The sequence below is a fragment of the Mesorhizobium sp. W067 genome (assembly GCF_054719525.1).
The window spans coordinates 3779849-3802183 of record NZ_JBTTII010000001.1 but is presented as its reverse complement, the minus strand read 5'-3'; the positions used below and the strand labels follow the sequence as shown (position 1 = coordinate 3802183).

Below are 22335 nucleotides of genomic sequence, written 5' to 3'. Positions count from 1 at the left end.
ATTGTCTCTCACTGCTTGGTATCGTCCAGTGCCAGGTTGAGCGCCAGCACATTGACGACCGGCTCGCCGAGGAAGCCGAGTTCGCGGCCTTCGACATGGCTGTCGACAAGCGCCTTGACCTTGGCTTCGTCGAAGCCCCTGGCCTTGGCCACCCGAGCGACCTGGAAATAGGCGGCGTCCGGGCTGATAGCGGGGTCGAGGCCGCTGCCGGACGTCGTCACCAGATCCATCGGCACCGGCTGGTTCGGGTTCTCCGCCTTCAGCTTTGCAACATCGCCCTTGATGCGGTCGATCAGCTTGGGGTTGGTTGGACCGAGATTGGAGCCGCTGGACGCTGCGGCGTTGTATCCGTCGCCGGCAGCCGAGGGGCGGCCATGGAAATACTTGTCGTCGGCAAAGCCCTGGCCGATCAGTTCGGAGCCGATGACCGTGCCGTTTTTCTCGATCAAGCTGCCATTGGCCTTGTGCGGAAACAGCGCCTGGGCGATGCCGGTCATGCCCAGGGGATAGATCAGGCCGGTCAAAACGGTGAAAAAGACGATCATGATAACAGCGGGTCTTATCTGAGTGAGCATGGACGTATTTCCTTAAGTGAGGCCGAGGCCGGTGACGATCATGTCGATCGCCTTGATGCCGACGAAGGGAACGATGATGCCGCCGAGGCCGTAGACCAGCAGGTTGCGGCTGAGCAGCGCGCCGGCGCCGATGGCGCGGTATTTGACGCCTTTAAGCGACAGCGGGATCAGAGCGATGATGATCAGCGCGTTGAAGATGATGGCCGACAGGATGGCGCTCTGCGGCGTCGCCAGATGCATGATGTTGAGCGCTTGCAGGGGGCCGATTGTATGTCCCGGCGCAACGTAGAAGACGGCAAACATGGCCGGGATGATGGCGAAGTATTTGGCGACGTCATTGGCGATCGAGAAGGTCGTCAGCGAGCCGCGCGTCATCAGCAGCGCCTTGCCGATCTCGACGATCTCGATCAGCTTGGTCGGGTCACTATCGAGGTCGATCATGTTGCCGGCCTCGCGGGCGGCAACCGTGCCGGTGTTCATGGCGACGCCGACATCGGCCTGCGCCAAGGCCGGCGCGTCGTTGGTGCCGTCACCGCACATGGCGACCAGCTTGCCCTTGGCCTGTTCGTCGCGGATCAGCTTCAGCTTGTCCTCGGGCGTGGCCTGGGCGAGGAAATCGTCGACGCCGGCTTCGGCTGCGATCGCCGCCGCAGTCATCGGATTGTCGCCGGTGATCATCACGGTGCGGATGCCCATTTTGCGCAGTTCGGCAAAGCGCTCGCGGATACCACCCTTGACGATGTCCTTGAGGTGGACGACGCCGAGCAGGCGGCCGTCACGCTCGACGGCCAGCGGCGTGCCGCCGGCCTTGGCGATCTCGTCGGCGATCGCCTGGAGATCCTTGACGGTGTCGCTGCCGGGGCGCGTGCCGTGAGTGGCCGATGTCGACTGGCTGACATAGGCGAGAACCGAATCGACGGCGCCCTTGCGCACCGACGAGCCATCGATGTCGACGCCGCTCATCCGGGTCTGCGCGGTGAAGGGCACGAAGCTGGCATGCAAGGTTGCCATGTCACGGGCGCGGATGGCGTATTTCTCCTTGGCCAGCACGACGATCGAGCGTCCCTCAGGCGTCTCGTCGGCGAGCGAGGCGAGCTGCGCGGCATCGGCCAGTTCCTGTTCGGTGACGCCCTTGACCGGCCGAAATTCGGTGGCCTGGCGGTTGCCGAGCGTGATGGTGCCGGTCTTGTCGAGCAAAAGCGTATCGACGTCGCCCGCCGCTTCGACGGCACGGCCGGACATGGCCAGCACGTTGAAGCGCACCAGGCGGTCCATGCCGGCAATGCCGATGGCCGACAGCAGGGCGCCGATGGTGGTCGGGATCAAGGTGACGAACAGCGCGACCAGCACCGTCACCGGGATATAGCCGCCGGAATAGGAGGCAAAGCTCGGGATCGTGGCGGTGGCCAGCACGAAGATCAGCGTCATGCCGACGAGCAGGATGTTGAGCGCGATCTCGTTGGGCGTCTTCTGGCGCGAGGCACCCTCGACCAGCGAGATCATGCGGTCGAGGAAGGTGTGGCCGGAGGCGGCTGATATGCGCACGCGAATCCAGTCGGACAGAACCTGCGTGCCGCCGGTGACCGCCGAACGGTCGCCGCCGGATTCGCGAATGACGGGTGCGGACTCGCCGGTGATTGCCGCCTCGTTGACCGAGGCCACGCCTTCGATCACTTCACCGTCGGACGGGATGATGTCGCCGGCTTCGACCAGCACGATGTCGCCAACCTTCAGGCTGGTGCCGGGCACCAGCTTGAACCTGGAGCGGTCTTCGCCGGCAAGCAGCTTGGCCTGGGTTTCGGTGCGCGCCTTGCGCAGCGAATCGGCCTGCGCCTTGCCGCGGCCTTCGGCGACGGCCTCGGCGAAGTTGGCGAACAGCACGGTGAACCACAGCCAGATGATGATCTGCAGCGTAAAGCCGAAATCGCCGCCGCCGGTGACGAGATCCTTGACGAACAGGACCGTGGTAAGAAGCGAGACGATGCCGACGACGAACATCACCGGGTTCCTGACCAGCGTGCGGGGGTCGAGTTTCCTGAAGGCGCCGCCGATGGCCGGCCACAGGATGCGGGCATCCATGATGACCGCGGATTTGGACTGGCTCATTTGATGGCTCCAGAATCTGAACTGTTGGCCGGCACCGACCGATCGGATGCCGAAAAGAGGGGCGGCGGACCATAGGCCAGCAGCCAGATCACGATCATGACTGCCGCGAGGCCGAGGAAGGTAGATACGCTGGGGAAGGGAGGGGGCGTTTCCTCCCCCTCATTGCCGGCTCGTGGGCCGGCTCGCGGCCGGGCCTTCATGCGTTTTGGGTAGAACCAGGACATGACAAGCCTCAGAATGTCTGGCCGTTGATGGCAGCCAGGTGCTCGACGATCGGTCCGATCGCCAGTGCCGGGAAGAAGGTCAGGCCGACGACGATCAGGATGACGCCGACGAGCAGGCCGACGAACAGCGGGCCGTCGGTCGGGAAGGTGCCGGCGGAAGCCGGAACCGTCTTCTTCGTCGCTAGCGAGCCGGCAATGGCAAGCGCTGGAATGATGACGAAGAAGCGACCCACCCACATGGAGATGCCGAGCGTGATGTTGTACCAGGGCGTGTTGCCGGAAAGGCCGCCAAAGGCCGAGCCGTTGTTGGCCGCCGCCGAAGTGTAGGCATAAAGAACCTCGGAGAAGCCATGCGGACCGCCATTGGCCATCGAGGCGACGGCGCTTGGCAGCACGACCGCTATTGCCGTGAAGACCAGCATGACCAGCGGCAGAGCTAGGATGGCGAGCATTGCCATCTTGACCTCCTTGGCCTCGATCTTCTTGCCGAGATATTCGGGCGTGCGGCCAACCATCAGGCCGGCGACGAACACGGTGATGACGATGAACATGACGATGCCGTAGAAGCCGGCGCCGACGCCGCCGACGATGACTTCGCCGAGCTGCATGTTGAGCATCGGGATCAGGCCGCCAAGTGCTGTGAACGAGTCATGCATGGCGTTCACCGCACCGCAGCTCGCAGCCGTGGTGATGACGGCGAATAGTGCCGAAGCGGCAATGCCGAAGCGGCTCTCCTTGCCTTCCATGTTGGCGCCGTCGACGCCCAGCGCATGGACCAGCGGATTGCCCGCGGCTTCCGCCCAGTAGCAGATAACGACGCCGGCGATGAACAGCACACCCATCGTGGCCAGGATCGCCCAGCCCTGGCGCTGGTTGCCGACCATGCGGCCGAAGACGTTGGTGAGTGCAGCACCCAGCGCGAAGATCGTCACCATCTGGATCATGTTGGAGATGGCGTCGGGGTTTTCGAAAGGATGCGCCGCATTGGCGTTGAAGAAGCCGCCGCCATTGGTGCCAATCATCTTGATGGCGACCTGCGAGGCGACCGGCCCAAGGGCGAGCGTCTGCTTGGCGCCCTCCAGCGTGGTGGCGTCGACATAAGGCCCGAGCGTCTGCGGCATGCCGAGCCAGACATAGACGAGGGTGAGCACGATGCTGAGCGGCAGCAGGATGTAGAGCGTGCAGCGGGTCATATCGACCCAGAAATTGCCGATCGATTTTGCCGAGGCGCGGGCGAAGCCGCGGATCAGCGCCACCGCGATGGCAATGCCGACGGCGGCCGACATGAAGTTCTGCACGGTGAGGCCGGCCATTTGCACGAGATAGGACATCGTGCTTTCGCCGCCGTAATTCTGCCAGTTGGTGTTGGTGACGAAGCTGACGGCGGTGTTGAAGGCGAGATTGGGCTCAACCGATGCCATCCCGGCCGGATTGTAAGGCAGGACGCCCTGCAGGCGTTGCACAAAGTACAGCACCAGGAAGCTGGCAAGGCTGAAGAAGATGATGCCGGCCGCATAGGCGGTCCAGTGCTGCTCCTCGCGTTCGCTGGTGCCCGAGATGCGGTAGAGGCCGCGCTCAACGGGCCCGAGTATTGGCGACAGCAATGTGCGGTCGCCGTTGAAGACGCGGTACATGTAGCCGCCGAGCGGCTTCACCAGCAAAACGACGATCCCGCAATAAACCAGGATCTGTATCCATCCGTTGAGTGTCATGGCTTTCCGTGCCTTGCTTCAGAAGCGTTCTGGGCGAACGAGGGCGTATGTCAGGTAGACGAGCAGGAACAAGGTCACGCCGCCACCGAGGATGTAATCGACAAGCATGGTGCGATCCTTCCGCTTAAAGAGCGTCGCAAGCTTTGATGTAGGCGAGGGAAAGACCGAAGAACAAAACCTCGATCCCGATGACGACGATTTCCATTTGTGTTGGTCCTTGCTTCTGCTTGTATTTGGCGCCAGTTGCTGGCAGGCCGTAAATTCCATGAGAACGACCCGCCGTAGCTTCGAAGGCTACGGCGTCCGGAGCGTTTTGCTCGTGGTGGAATATGGACCCGATCGCCATAAAGGTTCGAGACGGGGCCGGGAGGAAAGATATAAAATTCCTATAAAGATTTCCGGGAGATGGCTCCGTTCCGGGCCGCTAGAAACCGAGGCCATGATATCGCGACCCCTCTTGCGGCGCCGCCGTCTTTCGAAACAATGGGAACGCAAAGTGAGGGAAAAACAGATGCTCGACATGGCACCATCGAAACAGGCGGCGACATGGCTTTGCGCGCTTGCACGGGCGCTGGAAGCTGATGACGCCGAAGCGGCCGCCAACCTGTTCGTCGAGGACTGCTACTGGCGCGATCTGCTGGCTTTCACCTGGAACATCACCACGATGGAAGGCCGCGGTGCGATCCGCGACATGCTGCAAGCGACGCTGGCGGAAGCGAAGCCCTCACACTGGACGCTGTCCGGCGAGGCGACCTCGGATGAGGGCACCGTCGAGGCCTGGTTCACGTTCGAAACGTCGGTCGCGCGGGGCGAAGGGATTGTGCGCCTCACGGACGGCCGCTGCCGGACCTTGTTCACGGCGGTGCGGGAGCTCAAAGGGTTCGAGGAGAAAAAGGGACCGGCGCGGCCGCTAGGCATCCGTCACAAGGCCGATCCGAAGCGCGAAACCTGGGCGGAGGCGCGGGCGCGCGAGACGCGTGACCTCGGCGCCACCGAGCAGCCCTATTGCCTGGTGATCGGCGGCGGGCAGGGCGGCATCATGCTCGGCGCGCGGCTGAGGCAGCTCGGCGTGCCCACCATCATCATCGAGAAAAATGCGCGCCCCGGCGATTCCTGGCGCAACCGTTATCGCTCGCTCGTGCTGCACGATCCGGTCTGGTACGACCATCTGCCCTACATTCCGTTCCCGGAGAACTGGCCGGTGTTCACGCCCAAGGACAAGATGGGCGACTGGCTGGAGATGTACACCAGGGTGATGGAGCTCAACTACTGGGTCGCCACCAAATGCCTCAGCGCCAGCTATGACGAGGCCGAGAAGGTGTGGACTGTGGTGGTCGACCGCGTCGGCCGGCAGATCACGCTGAAGCCGAAGCATATCGTCTTTGCCACCGGCGCCTATGGCCCGCCACGCCAGATCGCGCTGCCCGGCGCCGAGACCTTCAAGGGCGAACTCCTGCATTCCAGCCAGTATGCAAGCGGCGAGAAATTCCGCGGCAGACGTGTCGCTGTCATCGGCGCGGCAAGCTCGGGGCACGATGTCAGCGTCGACCTCTGGGAGAGCGGCGCAGACGTCACCATGATCCAGCGGTCGCCGACGACAGTGGTGAAATCCGACACTCTGATGGAAGTCGGCTTCGAGATCTTCTCGGAAAAGGCTTTGGCGCGCGGCATCAGCACCGACAAGGCCGACCTGATCGTCGCGTCCACGCCGTTCGCGCTTGTACCCAAGGGCCAGCGGGATCTTTACGAGGTGATCAAGGCACGCGACGCAGACTTCTACGACCAGCTATGCGCCGCCGGCTTCGCCATCGATTTCGGCGAGGACGAGACCGGGCTGTTGATGAAGGCCTACCGCACCGGCTCCGGCTACTACATCGATGTCGGCGCCTGCGAACTGATCATCAATGGCGAGATCAAAGTGAAGAGCGGCGTCGGCATCAGTTCATTGACGCCGACCGGCATCCTGTTCGACGACCGCAGCGAGCTGGCCGTCGATGCGATCGTCGCCTGTACCGGCTACCAGTCGATGAACGAGACCGTGGCGGCCATCGTCTCGCGCGAGGTCGCCGACAAGGTCGGGCCATGCTGGGGCCTCGGCTCCGGCGTCAAGGGCGATCCCGGTCCTTGGCAAGGCGAGCTGCGCAACATGTGGAAGCCGACGGCGCAGGACGCGCTGTGGTTCCACGGCGGCAATCTGGCGCTGTCGCGGTTTTACTCGAAATATGTGGCGCTGCAGATCAAGGCGCGGATGGAAGGGATTGCGACGCCGGTGTTTGGGGCGGTGAGTAATTCGGGGTAAGGTTCGACCCCCACTCCGTCGAGCTTCGCTCGACACCTCTCCCCCGATCGACGGGGGAGAGGAATGGCGCGAAGCGATTCCAGCTGGCGCCTTTCCTCTCCCTCCGGAGGGGGGAGAGGTGGCTCGGCGAAGCCGAGACGGAGTGGGGGAAGGCGGTCCTCAAACGCGCCGCCGAAAGACAGACCATCTCCCATGAAGGGGAGACCAGCTAATCGTGCCTACGCCCGAAATGCCGTGCCGCGACCTCGACATGCGTATGGTGCGTGTGGGCCTCGAAGCGCTCGGTCTCGTTGTGGCCGGCGGCTTCGTTCGGCCACCAGACACCACCCACGACGATGCCGTCCGATGTGAGCCGCTGATCCGCGATCAGCGCCGCACCGACCGCATCGACGAAGGTAAAGCGCCCGGGGCGCAGTCTCAGCACCGCGACATCGCCGACACCGCCAACTTTCAGCGTCCCAAGCTCCGGCCTGGCGATCGCCTCGGCTGGCCTTTGCGTGGCGGCGCGCAGCACCTCGACCAGCGGCATGCCCAGCGCCATTAGCTTCGACATGCAGACCAGTATGTCGAAGGCCGGACCGTCGACGCAATAGAGATGCACGTCGCTGGAGATGACGTCGGGCGCGAGGCCCTCGGCCAGCATCGCTTTCGCCACGGCGAAGTCGAACGATCCCATGCCGTGGCCGATGTCGAAGATGACGCCGCGTTCGCGGGCCAGCCGCATGTCCGGCCGCACCGCGCCGGAGGCGAAGACCGGCGCGTTGGGGAACGGGCGAAAACAGTGCGTGAGGATGTCACCCTTGCGCAGCCGCGGCAGCACTTCGGAGCGGCCGGGCGGCGGCTCGTCTATATGCGCCATCAGCGGCAGGCCGGCCTGGTCGGCGGCTTCCAGCGCGAGATCGACCGGCGCGATGCCGCTGGCGCCGCCGGCATGCTTGCCGGAGCGCACTTTTACGCCGACGACGACATCGGCGTGCTCGCGCACCGCAGCCACCGTCTCGCGTGGCTCGCAGAGCCTGAGATCGCTGCATTCGCCGACAGAGACGCTTTGCGAGAAGCCGAATATGCCGGCAAAGGAGATGTTGACATAGGCCAGGATGCGCACCTTCGAGCGCTCGATGACATGGCGGCGAAAGCCCAGAAAATTGCCGGCGCCGGCGCTGCCGGCATCGATGAAGGTGGTGGTGCCGCTCTTGGCCGCCAGCCGGTCGGCGTCGACGCCAAGCGAGGTGCCGCCCCAGTAGACATGGCTGTGCAGGTCGATGAGGCCGGGTGTGACGATGCAATCACGAGCATCGACTATCTTGGTGGCGTGCTCGGCATCGATCGCCGCCTCGATGGCCACGATGCGTCCGCCCGCAACGGCGACATCGCGCGGCGCGTCCAGGCCCGAGGCCGGATCGATCAGGCGGCCGCCCTTGATCAGGAGATCGAACTGCATCGGCGCCTGCCTCTCTTCGTTTTGGGGCATGATCTCTGGACAAAACGGTTTCCGTTTGTCCGAGAAAACCGGTTTCCACTTTTCGAGATCATGCCCCGACTGGTCAAACCGGCCGGTAGGCGACGGCTTCGACCTCGATTTTGATATCGATCATCAGCCGCGATTCGACCGTGGTGCGGGCCGGCGGATTCTTCGGGAAGTGCTTGGCGTAGACGGCATTGAAGGCGCCGAAGTCGCGCGCGTCCTCGAGCCAGACCGTGGTCTTGACGACATCGTCCATGGTGCAACCGGCCAGCGCGAGTGCCGCCTTCACATTCTGCAGCACCTGCTCGGTCTGCTCGGTGATGCCGCCCTTGACCACGATGCGGTCGCTGTCGACCGGCACCTGGCCTGAGATGTAGACGAAATCCCCGGCGCGCACGGCCGGCGACAGCGGCACGTGGGATGTTCCAAAACACTCTTTAGGCAAAGGAAACTCCTGTTCAGAATGGCGGGCCGCGCCCCGTTTTCGACGACCGCTCTACGCCTGTCCCGGTGATCCTCATAGGGGGCTTTTTGGAAAGCAGCATTTTTCCAAACGCGTGTTGCTTTATCGCAGGCTCGCCAGCATCTTGCGCGTCGCATTTTCCCGACAGGAGATTTCAATGACCTTCGACAAGAACCCGTTTCCAGAGGGCGATGCCGATCGCCACGCGCTCTGGGAAATGTTGGTGCGGCGCGACATCGACGCCTTTATCGGTCAGGACTGGTCGATGGTCGAGGATGATTTCCTCGCCGACAGCTTCTTCGGCATGCATGCGCATTTCCTCAGCGATGCCGACGCCTGGCGTCTGCAATTCCCGAGCCTTGCCGTCTATCGCGACGAATGGCTGCGCCAGGCCAAGGAGACGGCGGCGGCCAGATTCGCCGAGCCGCTGCGCGAGGCGCTGTTTCGCGTCACCAACATGCGCGACATCGATGTCGATGGCGACCGCGCCGTGCTGCACAAGAAGTTCAACGGCTCGGTGGCCAAGGCCGATGGCAGCGTCGACAAGCTGAAATGGCAGACGCTGTATTTTTGCAGGAAGGTGGCGGGCCACTGGAAGATCGGCGGCTTCGTCGGCTACATGCCACATCCCTTGGGGATCTGAGGTTTACCCGCTTATGCTATTGCCGGCTTCGCGCACGAAGACGTCCGCTTCCGGGCTGCAGCTGTAAAAGCTCGCCAACCGAACCCACTCGAGCTCAAGCGAGTTGAACGGGACAGGTTCGTCCCACAGGGCTAGCGGGAGCGGTGGTCGAACACGACCGCCATGGTCTTACCAATTGCCGCCATGACGACGAGTTCGACGAGATCGTCGTCGCTGTCGACACAGGTTGGATCCATGCGGCGGATGGCGTCGAGCGCCGCTCTAGTCGAGACGGTATCGCCGGCGCGGAATCTGGAAAGCGCAGAGGAAACAAGGTTCTGGGTTGTCACGTCGATGACAGGTACGCTCGGCACTACGTTCATGGCTTCCTCCTGCCAAGAACCCTCTCCCGAAGGAAATAATACGCCGAACGACGGCGTGTGCCAGCGGAATCGTGGTCCGACCAGATTGCCGGGAGGGCACGTTTGCGTGTTTGATAGGGTCGAGCCCACAGCGTCCAGGACCGGATATGAAACTGTACTTCAGCCGCAATCCCAATCCGCGCCTTGCGGTAGCAACGGCACGTCATCTGCAGGCCAAGGTCGAGTGTGAGTTCGCGGCACCCATGGCGCCCCGGCAGGCTGAGCGGTTTCGTCAGCTCAATCCCAATCTTACCCTGCCGATATTGGCATGGACGGGCGGCAGCCTGTGGGAAGCCGACGCCATAGCCTGCCTTCTGTCGCGCGAAGCGGGTTCGGATTTCTGGCGCGGCGGCGGCGACCAACCCGACATGATCCGCTGGCTGAGCTGGGGCAAGGAAAATTTCGTGCGGGCCTGCGACACCGTGCATTTCGAGCGCGGAACCAAGCAGCGCTACGGGATTGGGCCCGTCGACCAGACCAAGGTCGAGGAGGGGCTGGCGGAGTTCCGCATCGCGGCAGCGATTCTCGAGGCGGAGCTCGCCAAGCGGCCATGGCTTGTGGGCAAGTCGCTCTCCTATGCCGATTTCCGCATGGCGACGTTTTTGCCGTTCAACGATCCAGCCGGCCTGCCGCTGGCGGACTATCCCTCTGTTCTGGGTTGGTATCGCCGGCTCGAAGCCATCGATGCCTGGCGCGATCCCTTCGACGGGCTGGACGCGCCGCTTCTGCCGCCGGTCAACTCCGCTTGATGTGCTTCCCTTTGGGCAGATGGGCTGATGTGTGGCGCTTTGGCAGCATAGGTGTGGAACAGCGGGCGAGTTGCCATGGCGCGCTCGACGGCTCGCGGCCGGGTTGATAAGCCCTGTCCGCAAGGAGAGTCGTGACATGACCGTAGCCATCGAGATGGGACAGACGACGGCGGGTGCGCCGGCGGCGCTCGACCTTGAGGAGCTGCTGGCGACCCGGCTTCTGGTGCAAGGCAATTCCGGCTCCGGCAAATCGCACCTTTTGCGCCGGCTCCTGGAGCAGAGCGCGCCCTGGGTGCAGCAGACCATCATCGACCCGGAAGGCGATTTCGTCTCGCTGGGCGACCATTACGGCCATCTGGTCATCGATGCCGAGGAGCATACGGAGCGTGGCCTGCAAGCAGCCGGCGAGCGGGCGCGCATCCACCGCGTCTCCACGGTGCTCAATCTCGAAGGGCTCGATGCCGAGAACCAGATGCGGCGCGCCGCTGCCTTTCTCGGCGGGTTGTTCGAGGTTGCCCGCGAGCATTGGTATCCGATGCTGGTGGTGGTCGACGAAGCGCAGCTGTTCGCGCCCGCCGTGGCCGGCGAAGTGTCCGACGAGGCGCGAAAGCTCTCGCTCGGCGCCATGACCAATTTGATGTGCCGCGGCCGCAAGCGCGGCCTTGCCGGCATCATCGCCACGCAGCGGCTGGCAAAGCTCGCCAAGAATGTCGCGGCGGAGGCGTCCAATTTCCTCATGGGCCGTACCTTCCTCGATATCGACATGGCGCGCGCCGCCGACCTTCTGGGCATGGAACGGCGTCAGGCCGAGGCGTTTCGAGACCTGGAGCGCGGGCACTTCATGGCGTTGGGCCCAGCGCTGTCGCGCCGTCCGCTGGGCGTGCGCATCGGCCAGACCGAGACCAGCCCGCGCAACGGTACGCCGCGGCTGATGGCAATGCCGGAAACAGCGCTTGAAGACGCGCGCGCCATCATCCTGGCGGCGCCGCCGCCCGAGACGATGCGCGCGCCGCGCCGGATGGCGTCGCCGGAGCTGCTCGACCAGCTGATGGCGGCCAAATCGGCGGCGATGGAGATCCGCCCGGAACCTGCGGAACCGGCGGTAAGCGCCGAGGATATGGCCGAGCGGCGAGAGCGGGTGGACCGTGTCCTGCGCGCCATCCTGGCGCAGCCCGATGCGGGTTTCCGCGTCATCGGCGTGCTTTATCAGGAGTTCGTCGTCCGCTGCCGCATCGAAGGCCTCGCTTCGGTGGTGCCGGACCTCTCAGAATTCCGTCGCATGCTGACGCGTGCCCGCGCCGGGCTCGGCGCCGACATGGCAGGCGATGACGCCTGGCAGGACGTTTCCGTGCGCGCCTCGCTGCTGCCCGAGGACATGCAGGGCGTGTTCATGATGATCGCCCGCGCCGCCAAGGAGGGCTGGCCGTGCCCGAGCGACGCGGCGATCGCGCGCGCCTACGGCTCGCATTCGCTGCGCCGCGCCCGGCGGCTGCTCACCTATATCGAGGAGCAGGGCCTCATCGTCTGCCAGCTCGACGGCACCGGCCGCCGCACGGTGACGCTGGTCGAGCTCGCCTGGGCGACGGCGCCGGGCGACCCCAATGCCGCGGAGGCGGAACAGGGCAGCCTGGCGCTCTGAAAGGCGAACAGGCAGCTACCTGACTTGCTTGCGCGGTTCTGAACAAGATGTGTTTCGCCGATCGGCGCGCGACGATTTATGATGGGTTTCCGAGAATCGCAGAACGGTTCGGGCGGGAGGGTTGTCCGGTGCGGTTGAAATCTCTGGCTGTCTTTGTCTTTGGCCTCCTCGCCGTCGCCGGCATCGCCTTGACGATGTCTGCCCGGTCTTTTGCCGCGTCCTCCGATATACCGGCCTGGCTGCAGGCCCACGTCGGCAATGACGACGGCGAGATTTCGCAAGTGGTGCTGGAGCGGGCGCGCGCGCTTTACCTGAAAAAGGTCGCGCAAGGCGCGGTCCACAATGGCTGCTATTTCGCCATGGATGCGACGCGCCCCGGCGATCTCGGCAATGGCGTGCTAGGGCGGCGCTACTACGTCATTTGCGAGGCCAAGCAGTCGTTCAGGGCGATCTCGTCGGGCCATGGCGGCGGCCGCAATTTGAAAGGCGTGGTCGATTTCTCCAACGGCAAACGCTGCGCGAAAAACTTCGGCAATGCCCTGGACTCGTCCTTGACGACCGGTGGCGCCTATATGACCGGCGAGGCAAAGACCTCATTCAAGGGTTTTTACCGCATCGGCGCAAAAAAGGACCAGGCGCTGCTGCGCACCTTCATCCAGTTCGACGGTGAGGGGGAGACGGCGAATGCCAGGCAGCGGGTGATCGGTGGCCACGCGGCGCGGCTGTTGCGCGGCATGTGCCTGCGCAAGAACCCGAACAGCTCCTATGCCGACCATGACGGCTTCGTGCCATACGGCAAGCTGGTGGATTATGCCGGCGGCCGCAGCAATGGCTGCACCAGCTGGTCGCCGTCCGACGCCGACCAGATCATTTCGATGGTGAAGGGCAATCCGACGACGCTCTATATCTACCCGGAATCGCGCGACATCACCGCCGTTGGTAAATCGGGCGCCTATTGGAATGCGTCCTGCCTGAAGGAGATCGGCAAGCCGAAATTCTGGCCGCGAAAGAGCCTTGAGCCGATCATCGCGCAATACGCCAAGGACAACCCGCCACCGCCGCCACAACCGTTGCCGATCTGCACCGGGCCGTGAGGGATGAGTCCTCGGCTCGGCATTGTCGGCGGCGCGGACTGGCTGGGCGGCGCCGCCGATCCGATGGGCTCTACTGATTGATCTCGGGTTCGACGAGCTTTGCCAGATTGCGCAGCGACTCCTGCCAGCCGAGATAGCAGGCTTCGGCCGGAATAACGTCCGGAATGCCGGCCTGCGTGATGTCGAGTTCCGTGCCGACCGACACTTTCTTCAGGAGCACGGTCACTTCGATCTGGCCGGGCAAATTGGGGTCGTCGAACCTGTCGGTGTAGCGCAGGCGCTCGCCGGGAACGAGTTCGAGATATTCGCCGCCGAAGGAATGGCTGCCGCCCGTCGTGAAGTTTCGGAACGACATCTTGAAGGCGCCACCGACTTTCGCGTCGAAGCTGTGTACCGTGCAAGTGAAGCCGTTCGGCGGAAGCCATTTCGCCAGCGCGTCGGCTTCTGTGAATGCGCGGTAGACCTTCTCCGGGCTGGTCGTCAGAACGCGGTGCAAACGTACGGTGCTTGGCATCTCTTCGGTATCCTTTGTGGTTTCGTTGTCCGATGCCCCAAGGACGGGTGAACCTCACCCGGTCCGACATAGCCTGTCAAATTTTCTTGAGCCCTTTGCCCGCGGCCATCCGCCCGCGACTTCGACCGCCGCCTCAGGCAGGCGGTCGTGTCGCGTCAAATTGCATGCATCATTGACAGGTTGCCTAACTTTTCGGCGCGGATCTCACAATTTATTAAAATTTTAAGTCTCTCCTACAAAGTTGTATTAGGATCAGCTTAACACCTTCGGCATTATCTATTAAATGATGGGCGACGATCTCCTTGGTGTACTATAGAATGATTCCCTGGAACGACGGATCAATTTAAGAGTTGATCCGAAATGGTCGCTCGAAGGTTGTCGAACGACCAAGGCAGCACGCGCAAGGAGTGTCGGAATGACCACAGTCCTCAACGCCAAAGGCATTCCACTTCCGTATACCGGCGCTTCCACCCATTGGTTCTCGGCGACTGGAGGCGCGCCTTACCGCTACGGCACCTCGGGCAACGATTCCTTCTGGGGCGACACCAACGTCAAGGTCACCATGTATGGCGGCGCGGGCGACGACTATTACCATCTCTATTCGACGATCAACAAAGCGGTCGAGAACTACGGCGCGGGCGTCGACACGATCGATACCTGGATGAGCTACAAGCTGCCCGCGAATTTCGAGAACCTCGTCGTCACCGGCGACGGCCACTATGCCTTCGGCAATGGTCAGGACAACATCATAACGGGCGGCGCTGGCAGCCAGACGCTGGACGGCGGCAAGGGCAATGACGTGCTGATCGGCGGCGCCGGCGCCGACACCTTCATCATCACCAAGGGCAATGGCAGCGACCTTATCTCCGATTTCGGCGCGACCGACACGGTGCGCCTCAACGGCTATGCCTTCACCTCGTTCGAGGCCGTCCACGCCAATATGGTCCAGGTGGGATCGAACGTGCAGCTGAACCTCGGCTCGAGCGAGGTGCTGGTGTTCCACAACACCACGATCGACAAGTTTCAGCCCGGCCAGTTCGAGCTGCCGATCGACAAGACCGGCATGACGCTGTCTTTCAACGACGATTTCAACACGCTGAGCCTGTGGAACGGCCAGAGCGGCATCTGGGATTCCAATTTCTGGTGGGGGGCGCAGAACGGCAGCTCGCAGCCCCAGAACGGCGAGCTGCAATGGTATATCGACGCCAATTATGCGCCGACCAGCTCGGTCCATCCGTTCAGCGTCGCAAGCGGCGTGCTCACCATAACCGCGGCGCATACGCCCGACGACATCAAGCCGCTGATCAACAATTACGAATACACTTCCGGCATACTGACGACGCACGACACCTTCTCGCAGACCTATGGCTATTTCGAAATGCGGGCCGATCTCCCGGAAAACGCCGGCGCGTGGCCGGCCTTCTGGCTTCTGCCCGAAGACGGTTCATGGCCACCGGAACTCGACGTGATCGAAATGTATGGGCAGAACCCGAATGCGCTTCTCATGACCGCGCACACAAATGAGACGGGAACCCACACCACGGTCGGGTCGACGGTGAATGTCTCCAACACCGACGGCTATCACACCTATGGCCTGTTGTGGACGCCGGACAAGCTGGTCTGGACCTATGATGGCGTCCAGGTCGCGGAAGCGGCGACGCCGTCCGATATGAACAAGCCCATGTATATGCTGGTCGACCTTGCGGTCGGCGGTCAAGCCGGCGCGCCGCCCGACCATCTGGCGACGCCCGCGCAAATGAAGATCGACTATATCCACGCCTATACGCTGAACGATTTGCAGCAGAGCCATCTGAGCACGACAGCCGAGCACGCCGTCTAGATGTCACGGGACCGCGCGCCACTCAGGGATGCGGCCATCGGCCTGCGCCCGGTTTTCCTGCGCGGCATCGCCGATATCGGCATCTTTTCGTTGCTGATCAACATCCTTCTCCTGGTGATCCCGCTCTATTTGCTGCAGGTCTATGACCGGGTGTTGCCGTCCTCCAGCGTCGAGACTCTGCTTTATCTCTCCGTCATGGCGGTGGTCGCGCTCGCCTTCCTCGGCCTGCTGGACGCGGTCCGCGCCATCTACGCGCAGCGTGTTGCGGCCACCGTCGACCAGAAACTGGGCGCGCGGACGTTCGCCGCCTCGCTTGGCGCCAGACATGCCGGCAGCGGGCTGTCGCCGCTGAACGACCTTGCCACTGCTTGCGCCTTCATCAGGTCGCGCGGCGTGGCGGTGTTGTTCGACCTGCCGTTTGCGCCCGTCTTCCTGGCCTTGCTCTATTTCATCCATCCCGTCCTGTTCTGGCTGACGCTCGCCGGCGCCGTGCTGCTGTTTCTCTTGGTCGTGGCCAACCAGCTTGCCATCGGCAGGAACGATGCCATGTCGGCGGAACGCTCGGCGGTGGCCAGCCAGGCGGAACAGGCCTTCGCCCGCAACACCGACACGCTGCGCGCCATGGGCATGGTGCAAAATGCCGCCGCGGTCTGGGGACAACACGTTGCTGAGGCGCTGACCCTGCATGACCGTTCCGGAAGCGCCAATGCGATCTTCAGCGCGACGTCGCGGGCGCTGCGCATGATGCTGCAACTGGCGATCCTCGGCGCCGGCGCGTGGCTGGTGCTACAAGGGCAGATGACCGCCGGCATGATCTTCGCTTCGTCGCTGGTGTCGTCGCGCGCGCTGCAGCCGCTCGACCAGCTGATCGGATCCTGGCGGCAGATCGTCGACGCCAAGCGATGCTGGAAGCGGCTGGACACCGCCCTTGCGGCGCAACCAGCGCAGGGGCGCAAGCTCGCACTGCCCGATCCATTGGGCGCGATTTCGGTGCAGGATCTGTTCTTCATCGCGCCGACTGCGGCTTTCGGCACGGAGCCCATCCTCAAGCGGTTGAATTTTGCCATCGGCGCCGGCGAAGCGGTGGCGATCGTCGGCCCGAGCGGGGCCGGCAAATCGACGCTGGCGAAATTGCTTGTGGGCGCGCTGCAGCCGACCGGCGGCGCGGTCAGGGTCGACGGCGCCGACCTGAGGAGCTGGGACGAAACCCAGCTTGGCAGGCATATCGGCTATCTCGCGCAGGAGGTGGAGCTTTTCCCGGGATCGATCGCGCAAAATGTCGCCCGCTTCGAACCCGACGCCGATGACGCCGCGATCGTCGAAGCGGCCAGGCGCGCCGAGGCGCATGAGCTGATTCTCACGCTGCGCGACGGCTATCAGACCATGATAGGCCCGTCGCATACCGTGCTGTCGGGCGGCGAGCGCCAGCGGATAGGGCTGGCGCGCGCCTTCTACGGCAAGCCACGCATGCTGGTGCTGGACGAGCCCAACGCCCATCTCGACGGCAGTGGGGAGGCGGCGCTCGAAGGGATGCTTTCGGCCGCGCGAAGTGTAAGCGTCACGACAGTCGTCATCACGCATCGCCCTTCGATCGCCGCGGCCTGCGACCGCGTCATGGTCCTGCGCAACGGCATGGTCGAAGCTTTCGGCCCTGCGAGCGAGGTGCTGAGGCAACCGGCGGCCGGCAAGGCCGGGAGCGCGGTGGTGACAGGCTCGTTCGTGCCGACCGTGCGCCCGCACAGCGTCCGCTTCGGGTCATAGACGATGATGCAGCAGAGCCTCGCCTTCGAAGGTCGACCGCGCACCGACTTCCGCCGCATGGCCGTCGTCGGCTACGTGGCCATAGCGCTCTTCGTCGGCTGCTTCGGCTATTGGGCGGCGAACGCGCCGCTCTCCGGCGCGGTGATCACCTCCGGCACGATCTCGGCGACGGGCGGCAACATCCTCATCCAGCACCCCGAGGGCGGCATCATCGAGCAGTTGCTGGTGCATGAAGGCGACCGCGTGCAACAAGGCGAACCGCTGGTCCTGCTCGACCGCAGGGCGGCTCAGACCGACCTCAACCGGCTGACCAGACAGACGATCGCGCTCAGGGCAAGTGCCGCGCGACTTGAGGCCGAGCGCGACGGATCGGACAGGCTGGCGCCGATCGCCGAAGCAGCACCCGCGCCGTTCCAGCGCGATTTCGACAATCTGGTGCACGAACAGCAGAAGGAGTTCGAGGCCAGGCTCGCCCGGTTCCGCTCCGAGCAGTCGATCCTGGCGCAGCGCGTCGCCATGCATCGTGAGTCGGCGCTGGGACTGGAGGCGCAGAAACTCGCCATCCAGCAACAGGCCGAGATCGTGAAGAAGGAACTCGGCATCAAGACCGGCCTGCTCGACAAGGGTCTCACCAACCGCAGCGAATATTCGCAGCTTCTGCGCAGCGAGGCCGATCTGGTCGGCCAGGCCGGCGCGCTGGAGGCGGATATCGCAGCGACCAAGACGCAGATCGTCGAAGCCCAGGCGCAGGTCGAGCGCGCGACCACGCAGCGCGTCGAGGACGCGCTGACCAAGCTCGACGAGGTTCGCACCAGCCTGGCCGACATCGGCGAACAGATCACCGCAGCCGAGGCGGTGCTGGGGCGCACGACGATCAAGGCGCCGGCAGCCGGCATCGTGGTATCCTCGATCTACAACTCCAAAGGCAGCGTGATTGCGCCGGGGCAGAAGATCATGGAGATCCTGCCGACCGCGTCGGGCCTCATCGTCGACGCGAAGCTGCGGCCGAAAGACGTGGACCTGGTTCGCGTCGGCCAGCCGGCGAAGCTCAGGCTGTCCGCCCTGAACGCGCGCCTCACCCCTGAGGTCCCGGCTACGGTGACGCAAATTTCCGCCGACCGGCTGATCGATGAAACCACGCATGAGGCGTATTTCCGCGCCAGGCTGAAGATCACCGACACGCTGCCGCAGGGCGTGAAAGCCGAGCAGCTTTACCCGGGAACGCCGGTCGAGGCGTTTATCAGCACCGGCGACCGAACCTTCCTCGAATATCTGGCGCGGCCGATGCTGGACTCGTTCGCGCGGGCGTTCACGGAGCGATAGGCGCCAACTCGTCCTCCCAGTTGACGCCGCCGTAGAACACCCTGAGAATCACCACCTGGTCGCCTTCTACGGTGAAGGCCACAGTCAGGCGGCGCTCGAAGCCAACGATGCAAAGCCCCGGCCGCACATCATCCCTTAGGGTTCCGCGTTCCGAGGCATAGTCGAGACCCAGGCAAAATCGCTCGATCCGCTCGATGTAGCGAAGGGCGGTGAGGTTGCCGGATGCGTGAGCGACCGTATCGTATATCCATAACAGGTCCGTCTGGGCTTCCGGCAAAAGGACAACATGCCGGCGCTTCACACGTTCCCCTTGAGGCGAGCTGCGTGATGTGCGCGAATGCTTTCAAAAGACTTGTCGGCCGGGATGGCCTGGGAGGGGTCTGCCTTCCACCTATCATAGGTCGGCGCGACCTCCTCACGCAGCCAGCGCTCCACAGCGGCGTCGCGTTCCTGCAATGCGCGAAGACCGGCGCGGATCACTTCACTGCTGGTCGCGTATGTGCCGGACCGAACGAGCTGGTCGATGAAAGCAGCCTGCTCGGCCGGCAGGCTGAAGGTGCGTTTTTCGGTGGCGGACATGGATCCCTCCTATCAGGTTGGTATGATATTATCATACCAACGGCGAGATCGCACGCCCCAATATAGGCTTAGGGACCGCTCCCCTTGCCGTCGGCAAAGACACCGGACATTCGGTTCGGATGCCTGAGATGGGTCGGCGTGATACCGGTCTGATGGCGGAAGACACGGCTGAAATGGCCGGCATTGGGAAAACCGCAGCGGTAGGCGATGTCGCCGATTGCCAAGTCGCTCCCCTCCAGCAGCGACTTGGCCTGATGTACGCGCAGCGCAAGATAGGCGGCCATCGGGCCGATGCCGAGCTCGGCGCAGAACAGCCGCTCAAGCTGGCGCCGGGATAAATGCAACCGGCCCGCGATCTCGGCGACCGACAGCGTCTCCTGGAGATTGCTTTCCATCAGAAGCAGCGCCCGTTTCACCGCTCGGCTCGACGCGGCCGGAAAGAGATCGCCGACGGGCTGCACATCCAGGCTCGAGCGGATGCGGTCGAGCACGAGGATCTTGGCGGCTTTTTCCGCAGCCTTGCGGCCGATGAACTGCGACACGAAATGGCCGGCAAGGTCGGCCGCACCCGTGCCGCCGGCGCAGGTCGAGCGGCCCCTATCGACGGAAAACAGGCTGTCGGCATGGGCGTTCACGTCAGGGAATTGGCTGCGGAAATCCTTGATATGGAACCAGCTGACGGCGGCACTGTAGCCATCGAGCAGGCCGTAGCGCGCGAGCACGAAGCTGCCGGTGCAGAGTGCCGTCAGCGGCACGCACTTTTCGGCCGCCCGCAACAGGAAGGCCTCCTTTTCGGAGCTGAGGCTGCGGTTGGTGTCGAGCAGACCGCCGACCACGACGACATTGTCGAACTCCTGCGGATTGCCGATCGCCTTGGTCGGCAGCAACTCGACACCGCAACTCGCGCGGATCGGCAGGCCACGCTCGCCGACGATCTCCCAGTCGAACTCGATCCGGCGGCTGCGGTCGCCTTCATCGCCGGCCAGCCGCAGCGTGTCGATGAACAGCGACAGCGGCGACAGCGTGAAGTCGCGAACCAAGAGAAACGCAAACCGCCTGGCCATTGTTGCTCCGAAACGTTCCTTCGGGTGGATGGAAGCAAAGATGTCGCACAGGCGAGCACGCGGCGCTTTTCAGGAGAAGCCACCGGATGTCGGAGATGAGATCGACGGCCTCAGTGCGGAGCTGGAAATTCTCTGGGTTGTGTGGTGGTCATGGGATGTCGTCATCTACGCTCACACAAGACAGGCAGATGGACCAGTGGAATTGATCAGCATGGCACGGCGTGAGAAAAACCCTATCGTGTTTGTGTAACCTGCAGCACCAAAGCGGAGCCCAAGCCATGACCCTCACCAATCGCGATATCATCGAGCTGACGGCATGGCGCCGCAAGCTGCACCAAAACCCGGAAATCTCCAACGAGGAAGAACAGACCGCCAAGGAAGTCGTCAGCTTCCTCGCCGATACAGGGCCGGACAAGGTACTGACCGGCCTCGGCGGTCATGGCGTGGCGGCGGTCTATGACAGCGGCCAGGCGGGACCGACGGTGCTGTTCCGCTCGGAGATCGATGCGCTGCCGATCGAGGAGCTTTCGGGCGTCGAGCATGCCTCGCAGGTGCCGGGAAAATCGCATATGTGCGGCCATGACGGCCACACCGCGATCCTGGCCGCACTTGGCCGTCAGCTCGGACGAGAACGGCCGGCGCGCGGCCGCGTCGTCTTGATGTTCCAGCCGGCGGAGGAGACCGGCAATGGTGCCGCCGGCGTCGTCGCCGATCCACGCTTTGGCGAGATCGCGCCGGACTTCGCCTTCTCGCTGCACAATCTGCCGGGCGTGCCGTTCGGCGAGGTGCGGCTCAAGCCCGGCGTGGTCAACTGCGCCTCGCGCGGCATCCGCATCGTGCTGGAGGGCAAGACCGCGCATTCCTCCATGCCCGAAACCGGCGTGTCGCCGATGCCGGCGATCAGCCAGCTGATGCCGACGCTTCCGGCACTGGGGCGCGGTACCTTTGCCGACGATGATTTCAGCATGGTCACCGTCACCCATGCGACGATGGGCGAGGCCGTGTTCGGCATCGCGCCCGGCTACGCCGAGGTGTGGGCGACGCTGCGTACAAGGCGCGACGAGCGCATGGCGGAACTGGTCGCGGCGGCGGAAGCGTTGGCCACCAGGATCGCGGCCGAGCACCACCTTTCCGTGCGCTGCGACTATCACGAGATCTTCGTCGCCAGCGTCAACGCTCCAGACGCGGTGGAACATCTCAACCGCGCGCTGGACGAAGAGGGCGTCGCGCGCAGCGAGGAAGCCCTGCCGATGCGCGCTTCGGAAGATTTTGGCATCTTCGGCCACAAGGCGAAGTCGGCGATGTTCTTCCTCGGCGCGGGCGAGCGCACCCCGTCATTGCACAATCCCGATTATGATTTTCCCGACGATCTGATCCCGATCGGTTCGAAGATCTTCATGCGCACGGCGCGCAACCTGCTGGGGTGAGCGGCCCTGCAAAATCCGCATCCTGAAGCTGCCTTTTTCCCGCTGGAATCGTCTTGTAGTCGCCTCCTACATTAGGAGGGGCTTGCGGATGAGAATTGCAATGGTCGTCGCGTTGACTGCGACAGTGGCAGGGTGCGTATCGTCTCCGGTCCAGTATGGAGCCTCGCTCTCGACCCAAGACCCGAAATGGGCGACGCCGGAATGCCAGCAGGCCCGCACCGATGCCATGAATTACGACGCGCGCGAGAAGGAGCATCCGGGATGGGCCGCCGGCGTCGTGCTGGGGCCCTACAGCATGGGCCTCGTGGCGGCCATCAAGGAGAACGAGCAGAAGCAGCGAAGGCTGCTCGCACGCGAGGTGCATTTGCAGTGCTCAAGCCTGCCCTTGCCGAGGGATCTGGACTTCGATCCAAAGATCTACGCGCCAAAGCCGACGCATTACCCCTGAGGGTGGCTT

22 protein-coding genes are annotated in these 22335 nt (G+C 63.7%); 10 read left to right on the top strand and 12 right to left on the bottom strand.

What is annotated here, in order from left to right; all coding sequences use genetic code 11:
- Positions 1–8: 8 nt before the first annotated feature.
- From kdpC to ACYG97_RS18465, 5 genes are all read right to left on the bottom strand, one after another.
- Positions 9–575 carry a potassium-transporting ATPase subunit KdpC gene (gene kdpC / locus ACYG97_RS18485; protein ID WP_023710827.1) on the bottom strand — a complete coding sequence of 189 codons (567 nt, stop codon included), beginning with the start codon at positions 573–575 and terminating at the stop codon, positions 9–11.
- A 12-nt stretch (positions 576–587) separates the two neighbouring features.
- Entirely contained in the window at positions 588–2681 is a 2094-nt protein-coding gene (gene kdpB, locus ACYG97_RS18480; RefSeq protein ID WP_023733577.1) for a potassium-transporting ATPase subunit KdpB, read from the bottom strand.
- A gap of 232 nt (positions 2682–2913) precedes the next feature.
- Positions 2914–4617, bottom strand: coding sequence for a potassium-transporting ATPase subunit KdpA (kdpA, locus tag ACYG97_RS18475; protein WP_023733575.1), 1704 nt, complete (start codon positions 4615–4617; stop codon positions 2914–2916).
- Between the two features lie 18 nt (positions 4618–4635).
- Positions 4636–4725: a K(+)-transporting ATPase subunit F gene (locus ACYG97_RS18470; protein WP_023669708.1), complete on the bottom strand. Its 90-nt coding sequence runs from the start codon at positions 4723–4725 to the stop codon at positions 4636–4638.
- A gap of 16 nt (positions 4726–4741) precedes the next feature.
- A complete protein-coding gene (locus tag ACYG97_RS18465) occupies positions 4742–4963 on the bottom strand; it encodes a hypothetical protein (protein ID WP_023733574.1) in 222 nt (73 codons plus the stop codon).
- 165 nt (positions 4964–5128) lie between these two features.
- Here ACYG97_RS18465 and ACYG97_RS18460 point away from each other — a divergent pair, with 165 nt between their 5' ends.
- Positions 5129–6916, top strand: coding sequence for a flavin-containing monooxygenase (locus ACYG97_RS18460; RefSeq protein WP_023733573.1), 1788 nt, complete (start codon positions 5129–5131; stop codon positions 6914–6916).
- 208 nt (positions 6917–7124) lie between these two features.
- Here ACYG97_RS18460 and ACYG97_RS18455 read toward each other — a convergent pair whose 3' ends face one another.
- The gene (locus tag ACYG97_RS18455; protein ID WP_023733572.1) at positions 7125–8357 is read right to left on the bottom strand and encodes an amidohydrolase/deacetylase family metallohydrolase; all 1233 of its coding nucleotides are present in this window, start codon (positions 8355–8357) and stop codon (positions 7125–7127) included.
- A 103-nt stretch (positions 8358–8460) separates the two neighbouring features.
- Positions 8461–8826 (bottom strand): RidA family protein, encoded by a 366-nt coding sequence (locus ACYG97_RS18450; protein WP_023707576.1) that lies wholly within the window; start codon positions 8824–8826, stop codon positions 8461–8463.
- 175 nt (positions 8827–9001) lie between these two features.
- On the opposite strand from ACYG97_RS18450, the gene ACYG97_RS18445 reads away from it, so the two are divergent.
- Positions 9002–9487, top strand: coding sequence for a hypothetical protein (locus tag ACYG97_RS18445; RefSeq protein WP_023669704.1), 486 nt, complete (start codon positions 9002–9004; stop codon positions 9485–9487).
- A gap of 131 nt (positions 9488–9618) precedes the next feature.
- Here ACYG97_RS18445 and ACYG97_RS18440 read toward each other — a convergent pair whose 3' ends face one another.
- Complete coding sequence (locus ACYG97_RS18440) at positions 9619–9849, bottom strand: hypothetical protein (protein ID WP_023669703.1); 231 nt, start codon at positions 9847–9849, stop codon at positions 9619–9621.
- Between the two features lie 146 nt (positions 9850–9995).
- On the opposite strand from ACYG97_RS18440, the gene ACYG97_RS18435 reads away from it, so the two are divergent.
- The 3 genes from ACYG97_RS18435 to ACYG97_RS18425 all read left to right on the top strand — a co-directional run bounded on the left by ACYG97_RS18435 (position 9996) and on the right by ACYG97_RS18425 (position 13370).
- Positions 9996–10637 (top strand): glutathione S-transferase family protein, encoded by a 642-nt coding sequence (locus ACYG97_RS18435; RefSeq protein WP_023707577.1) that lies wholly within the window; start codon positions 9996–9998, stop codon positions 10635–10637.
- A 136-nt stretch (positions 10638–10773) separates the two neighbouring features.
- Entirely contained in the window at positions 10774–12276 is a 1503-nt protein-coding gene (locus ACYG97_RS18430) for a helicase HerA domain-containing protein (protein ID WP_023691930.1), read from the top strand.
- 128 nt (positions 12277–12404) lie between these two features.
- Positions 12405–13370, top strand: a complete 966-nt coding sequence (locus ACYG97_RS18425) for a hypothetical protein (protein ID WP_023726477.1) — start codon at positions 12405–12407, stop codon at positions 13368–13370.
- Between the two features lie 70 nt (positions 13371–13440).
- Here the strand turns inward: ACYG97_RS18425 and ACYG97_RS18420 are convergent, their stop codons facing one another.
- The gene (locus tag ACYG97_RS18420) at positions 13441–13884 is read right to left on the bottom strand and encodes an SRPBCC family protein (RefSeq protein ID WP_023683102.1); all 444 of its coding nucleotides are present in this window, start codon (positions 13882–13884) and stop codon (positions 13441–13443) included.
- A 415-nt stretch (positions 13885–14299) separates the two neighbouring features.
- Here ACYG97_RS18420 and eglC point away from each other — a divergent pair, with 415 nt between their 5' ends.
- The 3 genes from eglC to ACYG97_RS18405 are packed head-to-tail and all read left to right on the top strand — an operon-like array spanning position 14300 to position 18808.
- Complete coding sequence (gene eglC / locus ACYG97_RS18415; RefSeq protein ID WP_023733571.1) at positions 14300–15724, top strand: endo-1,3-1,4-beta-glycanase EglC; 1425 nt, start codon at positions 14300–14302, stop codon at positions 15722–15724.
- Positions 15725–17485, top strand: coding sequence for a type I secretion system permease/ATPase (locus ACYG97_RS18410; RefSeq protein WP_023733570.1), 1761 nt, complete (start codon positions 15725–15727; stop codon positions 17483–17485). It begins immediately after the preceding gene.
- Between the two features lie 3 nt (positions 17486–17488).
- Positions 17489–18808 (top strand): HlyD family type I secretion periplasmic adaptor subunit, encoded by a 1320-nt coding sequence (locus tag ACYG97_RS18405; RefSeq protein ID WP_023707582.1) that lies wholly within the window; start codon positions 17489–17491, stop codon positions 18806–18808.
- On the opposite strand, the gene ACYG97_RS18400 is transcribed toward ACYG97_RS18405, so the two are convergent.
- From ACYG97_RS18400 to ACYG97_RS18390, 3 genes are all read right to left on the bottom strand, one after another.
- The gene (locus tag ACYG97_RS18400; RefSeq protein WP_023707583.1) at positions 18795–19109 is read right to left on the bottom strand and encodes a type II toxin-antitoxin system RelE/ParE family toxin; all 315 of its coding nucleotides are present in this window, start codon (positions 19107–19109) and stop codon (positions 18795–18797) included. The two genes, ACYG97_RS18405 and ACYG97_RS18400, sit on opposite strands and share 14 nt — an antisense overlap.
- Positions 19106–19387 carry a type II toxin-antitoxin system ParD family antitoxin gene (locus tag ACYG97_RS18395; protein WP_023707584.1) on the bottom strand — a complete coding sequence of 94 codons (282 nt, stop codon included), beginning with the start codon at positions 19385–19387 and terminating at the stop codon, positions 19106–19108. Before ACYG97_RS18395 ends, ACYG97_RS18400 begins: the two co-directional genes overlap by 4 nt.
- Positions 19388–19455: 68 nt before the next feature.
- Positions 19456–20451, bottom strand: a complete 996-nt coding sequence (locus tag ACYG97_RS18390) for a GlxA family transcriptional regulator (RefSeq protein ID WP_023707585.1) — start codon at positions 20449–20451, stop codon at positions 19456–19458.
- A 278-nt stretch (positions 20452–20729) separates the two neighbouring features.
- On the opposite strand from ACYG97_RS18390, the gene ACYG97_RS18385 reads away from it, so the two are divergent.
- A complete protein-coding gene (locus tag ACYG97_RS18385) occupies positions 20730–21878 on the top strand; it encodes an amidohydrolase (protein ID WP_023733569.1) in 1149 nt (382 codons plus the stop codon).
- Between the two features lie 88 nt (positions 21879–21966).
- Positions 21967–22326, top strand: coding sequence for a hypothetical protein (locus ACYG97_RS18380; protein WP_023691921.1), 360 nt, complete (start codon positions 21967–21969; stop codon positions 22324–22326).
- Positions 22327–22335 lie beyond the last annotated feature (9 nt).

Bases quoted from the DNA above. Each gene is read 5' to 3' on its own strand.
- kdpC (WP_023710827.1), bottom strand. From the start codon at position 575: ATGCTCACTCAGATAAGACCCGCTGTTATCATGATCGTCTTTTTCACC.
- kdpB (WP_023733577.1), bottom strand. From the start codon at position 2,681: ATGAGCCAGTCCAAATCCGCGGTCATCATGGATGCCCGCATCCTGTGG.
- kdpA (WP_023733575.1), bottom strand. From the start codon at position 4,617: ATGACACTCAACGGATGGATACAGATCCTGGTTTATTGCGGGATCGTC.
- ACYG97_RS18470 (WP_023669708.1), bottom strand. From the start codon at position 4,725: ATGCTTGTCGATTACATCCTCGGTGGCGGCGTGACCTTGTTCCTGCTC.
- ACYG97_RS18465 (WP_023733574.1), bottom strand. From the start codon at position 4,963: ATGGCGATCGGGTCCATATTCCACCACGAGCAAAACGCTCCGGACGCC.
- ACYG97_RS18460 (WP_023733573.1), top strand. From the start codon at position 5,129: ATGCTCGACATGGCACCATCGAAACAGGCGGCGACATGGCTTTGCGCG.
- ACYG97_RS18455 (WP_023733572.1), bottom strand. From the start codon at position 8,357: ATGCAGTTCGATCTCCTGATCAAGGGCGGCCGCCTGATCGATCCGGCC.
- ACYG97_RS18445 (WP_023669704.1), top strand. From the start codon at position 9,002: ATGACCTTCGACAAGAACCCGTTTCCAGAGGGCGATGCCGATCGCCAC.
- ACYG97_RS18440 (WP_023669703.1), bottom strand. From the start codon at position 9,849: ATGAACGTAGTGCCGAGCGTACCTGTCATCGACGTGACAACCCAGAAC.
- ACYG97_RS18435 (WP_023707577.1), top strand. From the start codon at position 9,996: ATGAAACTGTACTTCAGCCGCAATCCCAATCCGCGCCTTGCGGTAGCA.
- ACYG97_RS18430 (WP_023691930.1), top strand. From the start codon at position 10,774: ATGACCGTAGCCATCGAGATGGGACAGACGACGGCGGGTGCGCCGGCG.
- ACYG97_RS18420 (WP_023683102.1), bottom strand. From the start codon at position 13,884: ATGCCAAGCACCGTACGTTTGCACCGCGTTCTGACGACCAGCCCGGAG.
- eglC (WP_023733571.1), top strand. From the start codon at position 14,300: ATGACCACAGTCCTCAACGCCAAAGGCATTCCACTTCCGTATACCGGC.
- ACYG97_RS18410 (WP_023733570.1), top strand. From the start codon at position 15,725: ATGTCACGGGACCGCGCGCCACTCAGGGATGCGGCCATCGGCCTGCGC.
- ACYG97_RS18405 (WP_023707582.1), top strand. From the start codon at position 17,489: ATGATGCAGCAGAGCCTCGCCTTCGAAGGTCGACCGCGCACCGACTTC.
- ACYG97_RS18395 (WP_023707584.1), bottom strand. From the start codon at position 19,387: ATGTCCGCCACCGAAAAACGCACCTTCAGCCTGCCGGCCGAGCAGGCT.
- ACYG97_RS18390 (WP_023707585.1), bottom strand. From the start codon at position 20,451: ATGGCCAGGCGGTTTGCGTTTCTCTTGGTTCGCGACTTCACGCTGTCG.
- ACYG97_RS18385 (WP_023733569.1), top strand. From the start codon at position 20,730: ATGACCCTCACCAATCGCGATATCATCGAGCTGACGGCATGGCGCCGC.
- ACYG97_RS18380 (WP_023691921.1), top strand. From the start codon at position 21,967: ATGAGAATTGCAATGGTCGTCGCGTTGACTGCGACAGTGGCAGGGTGC.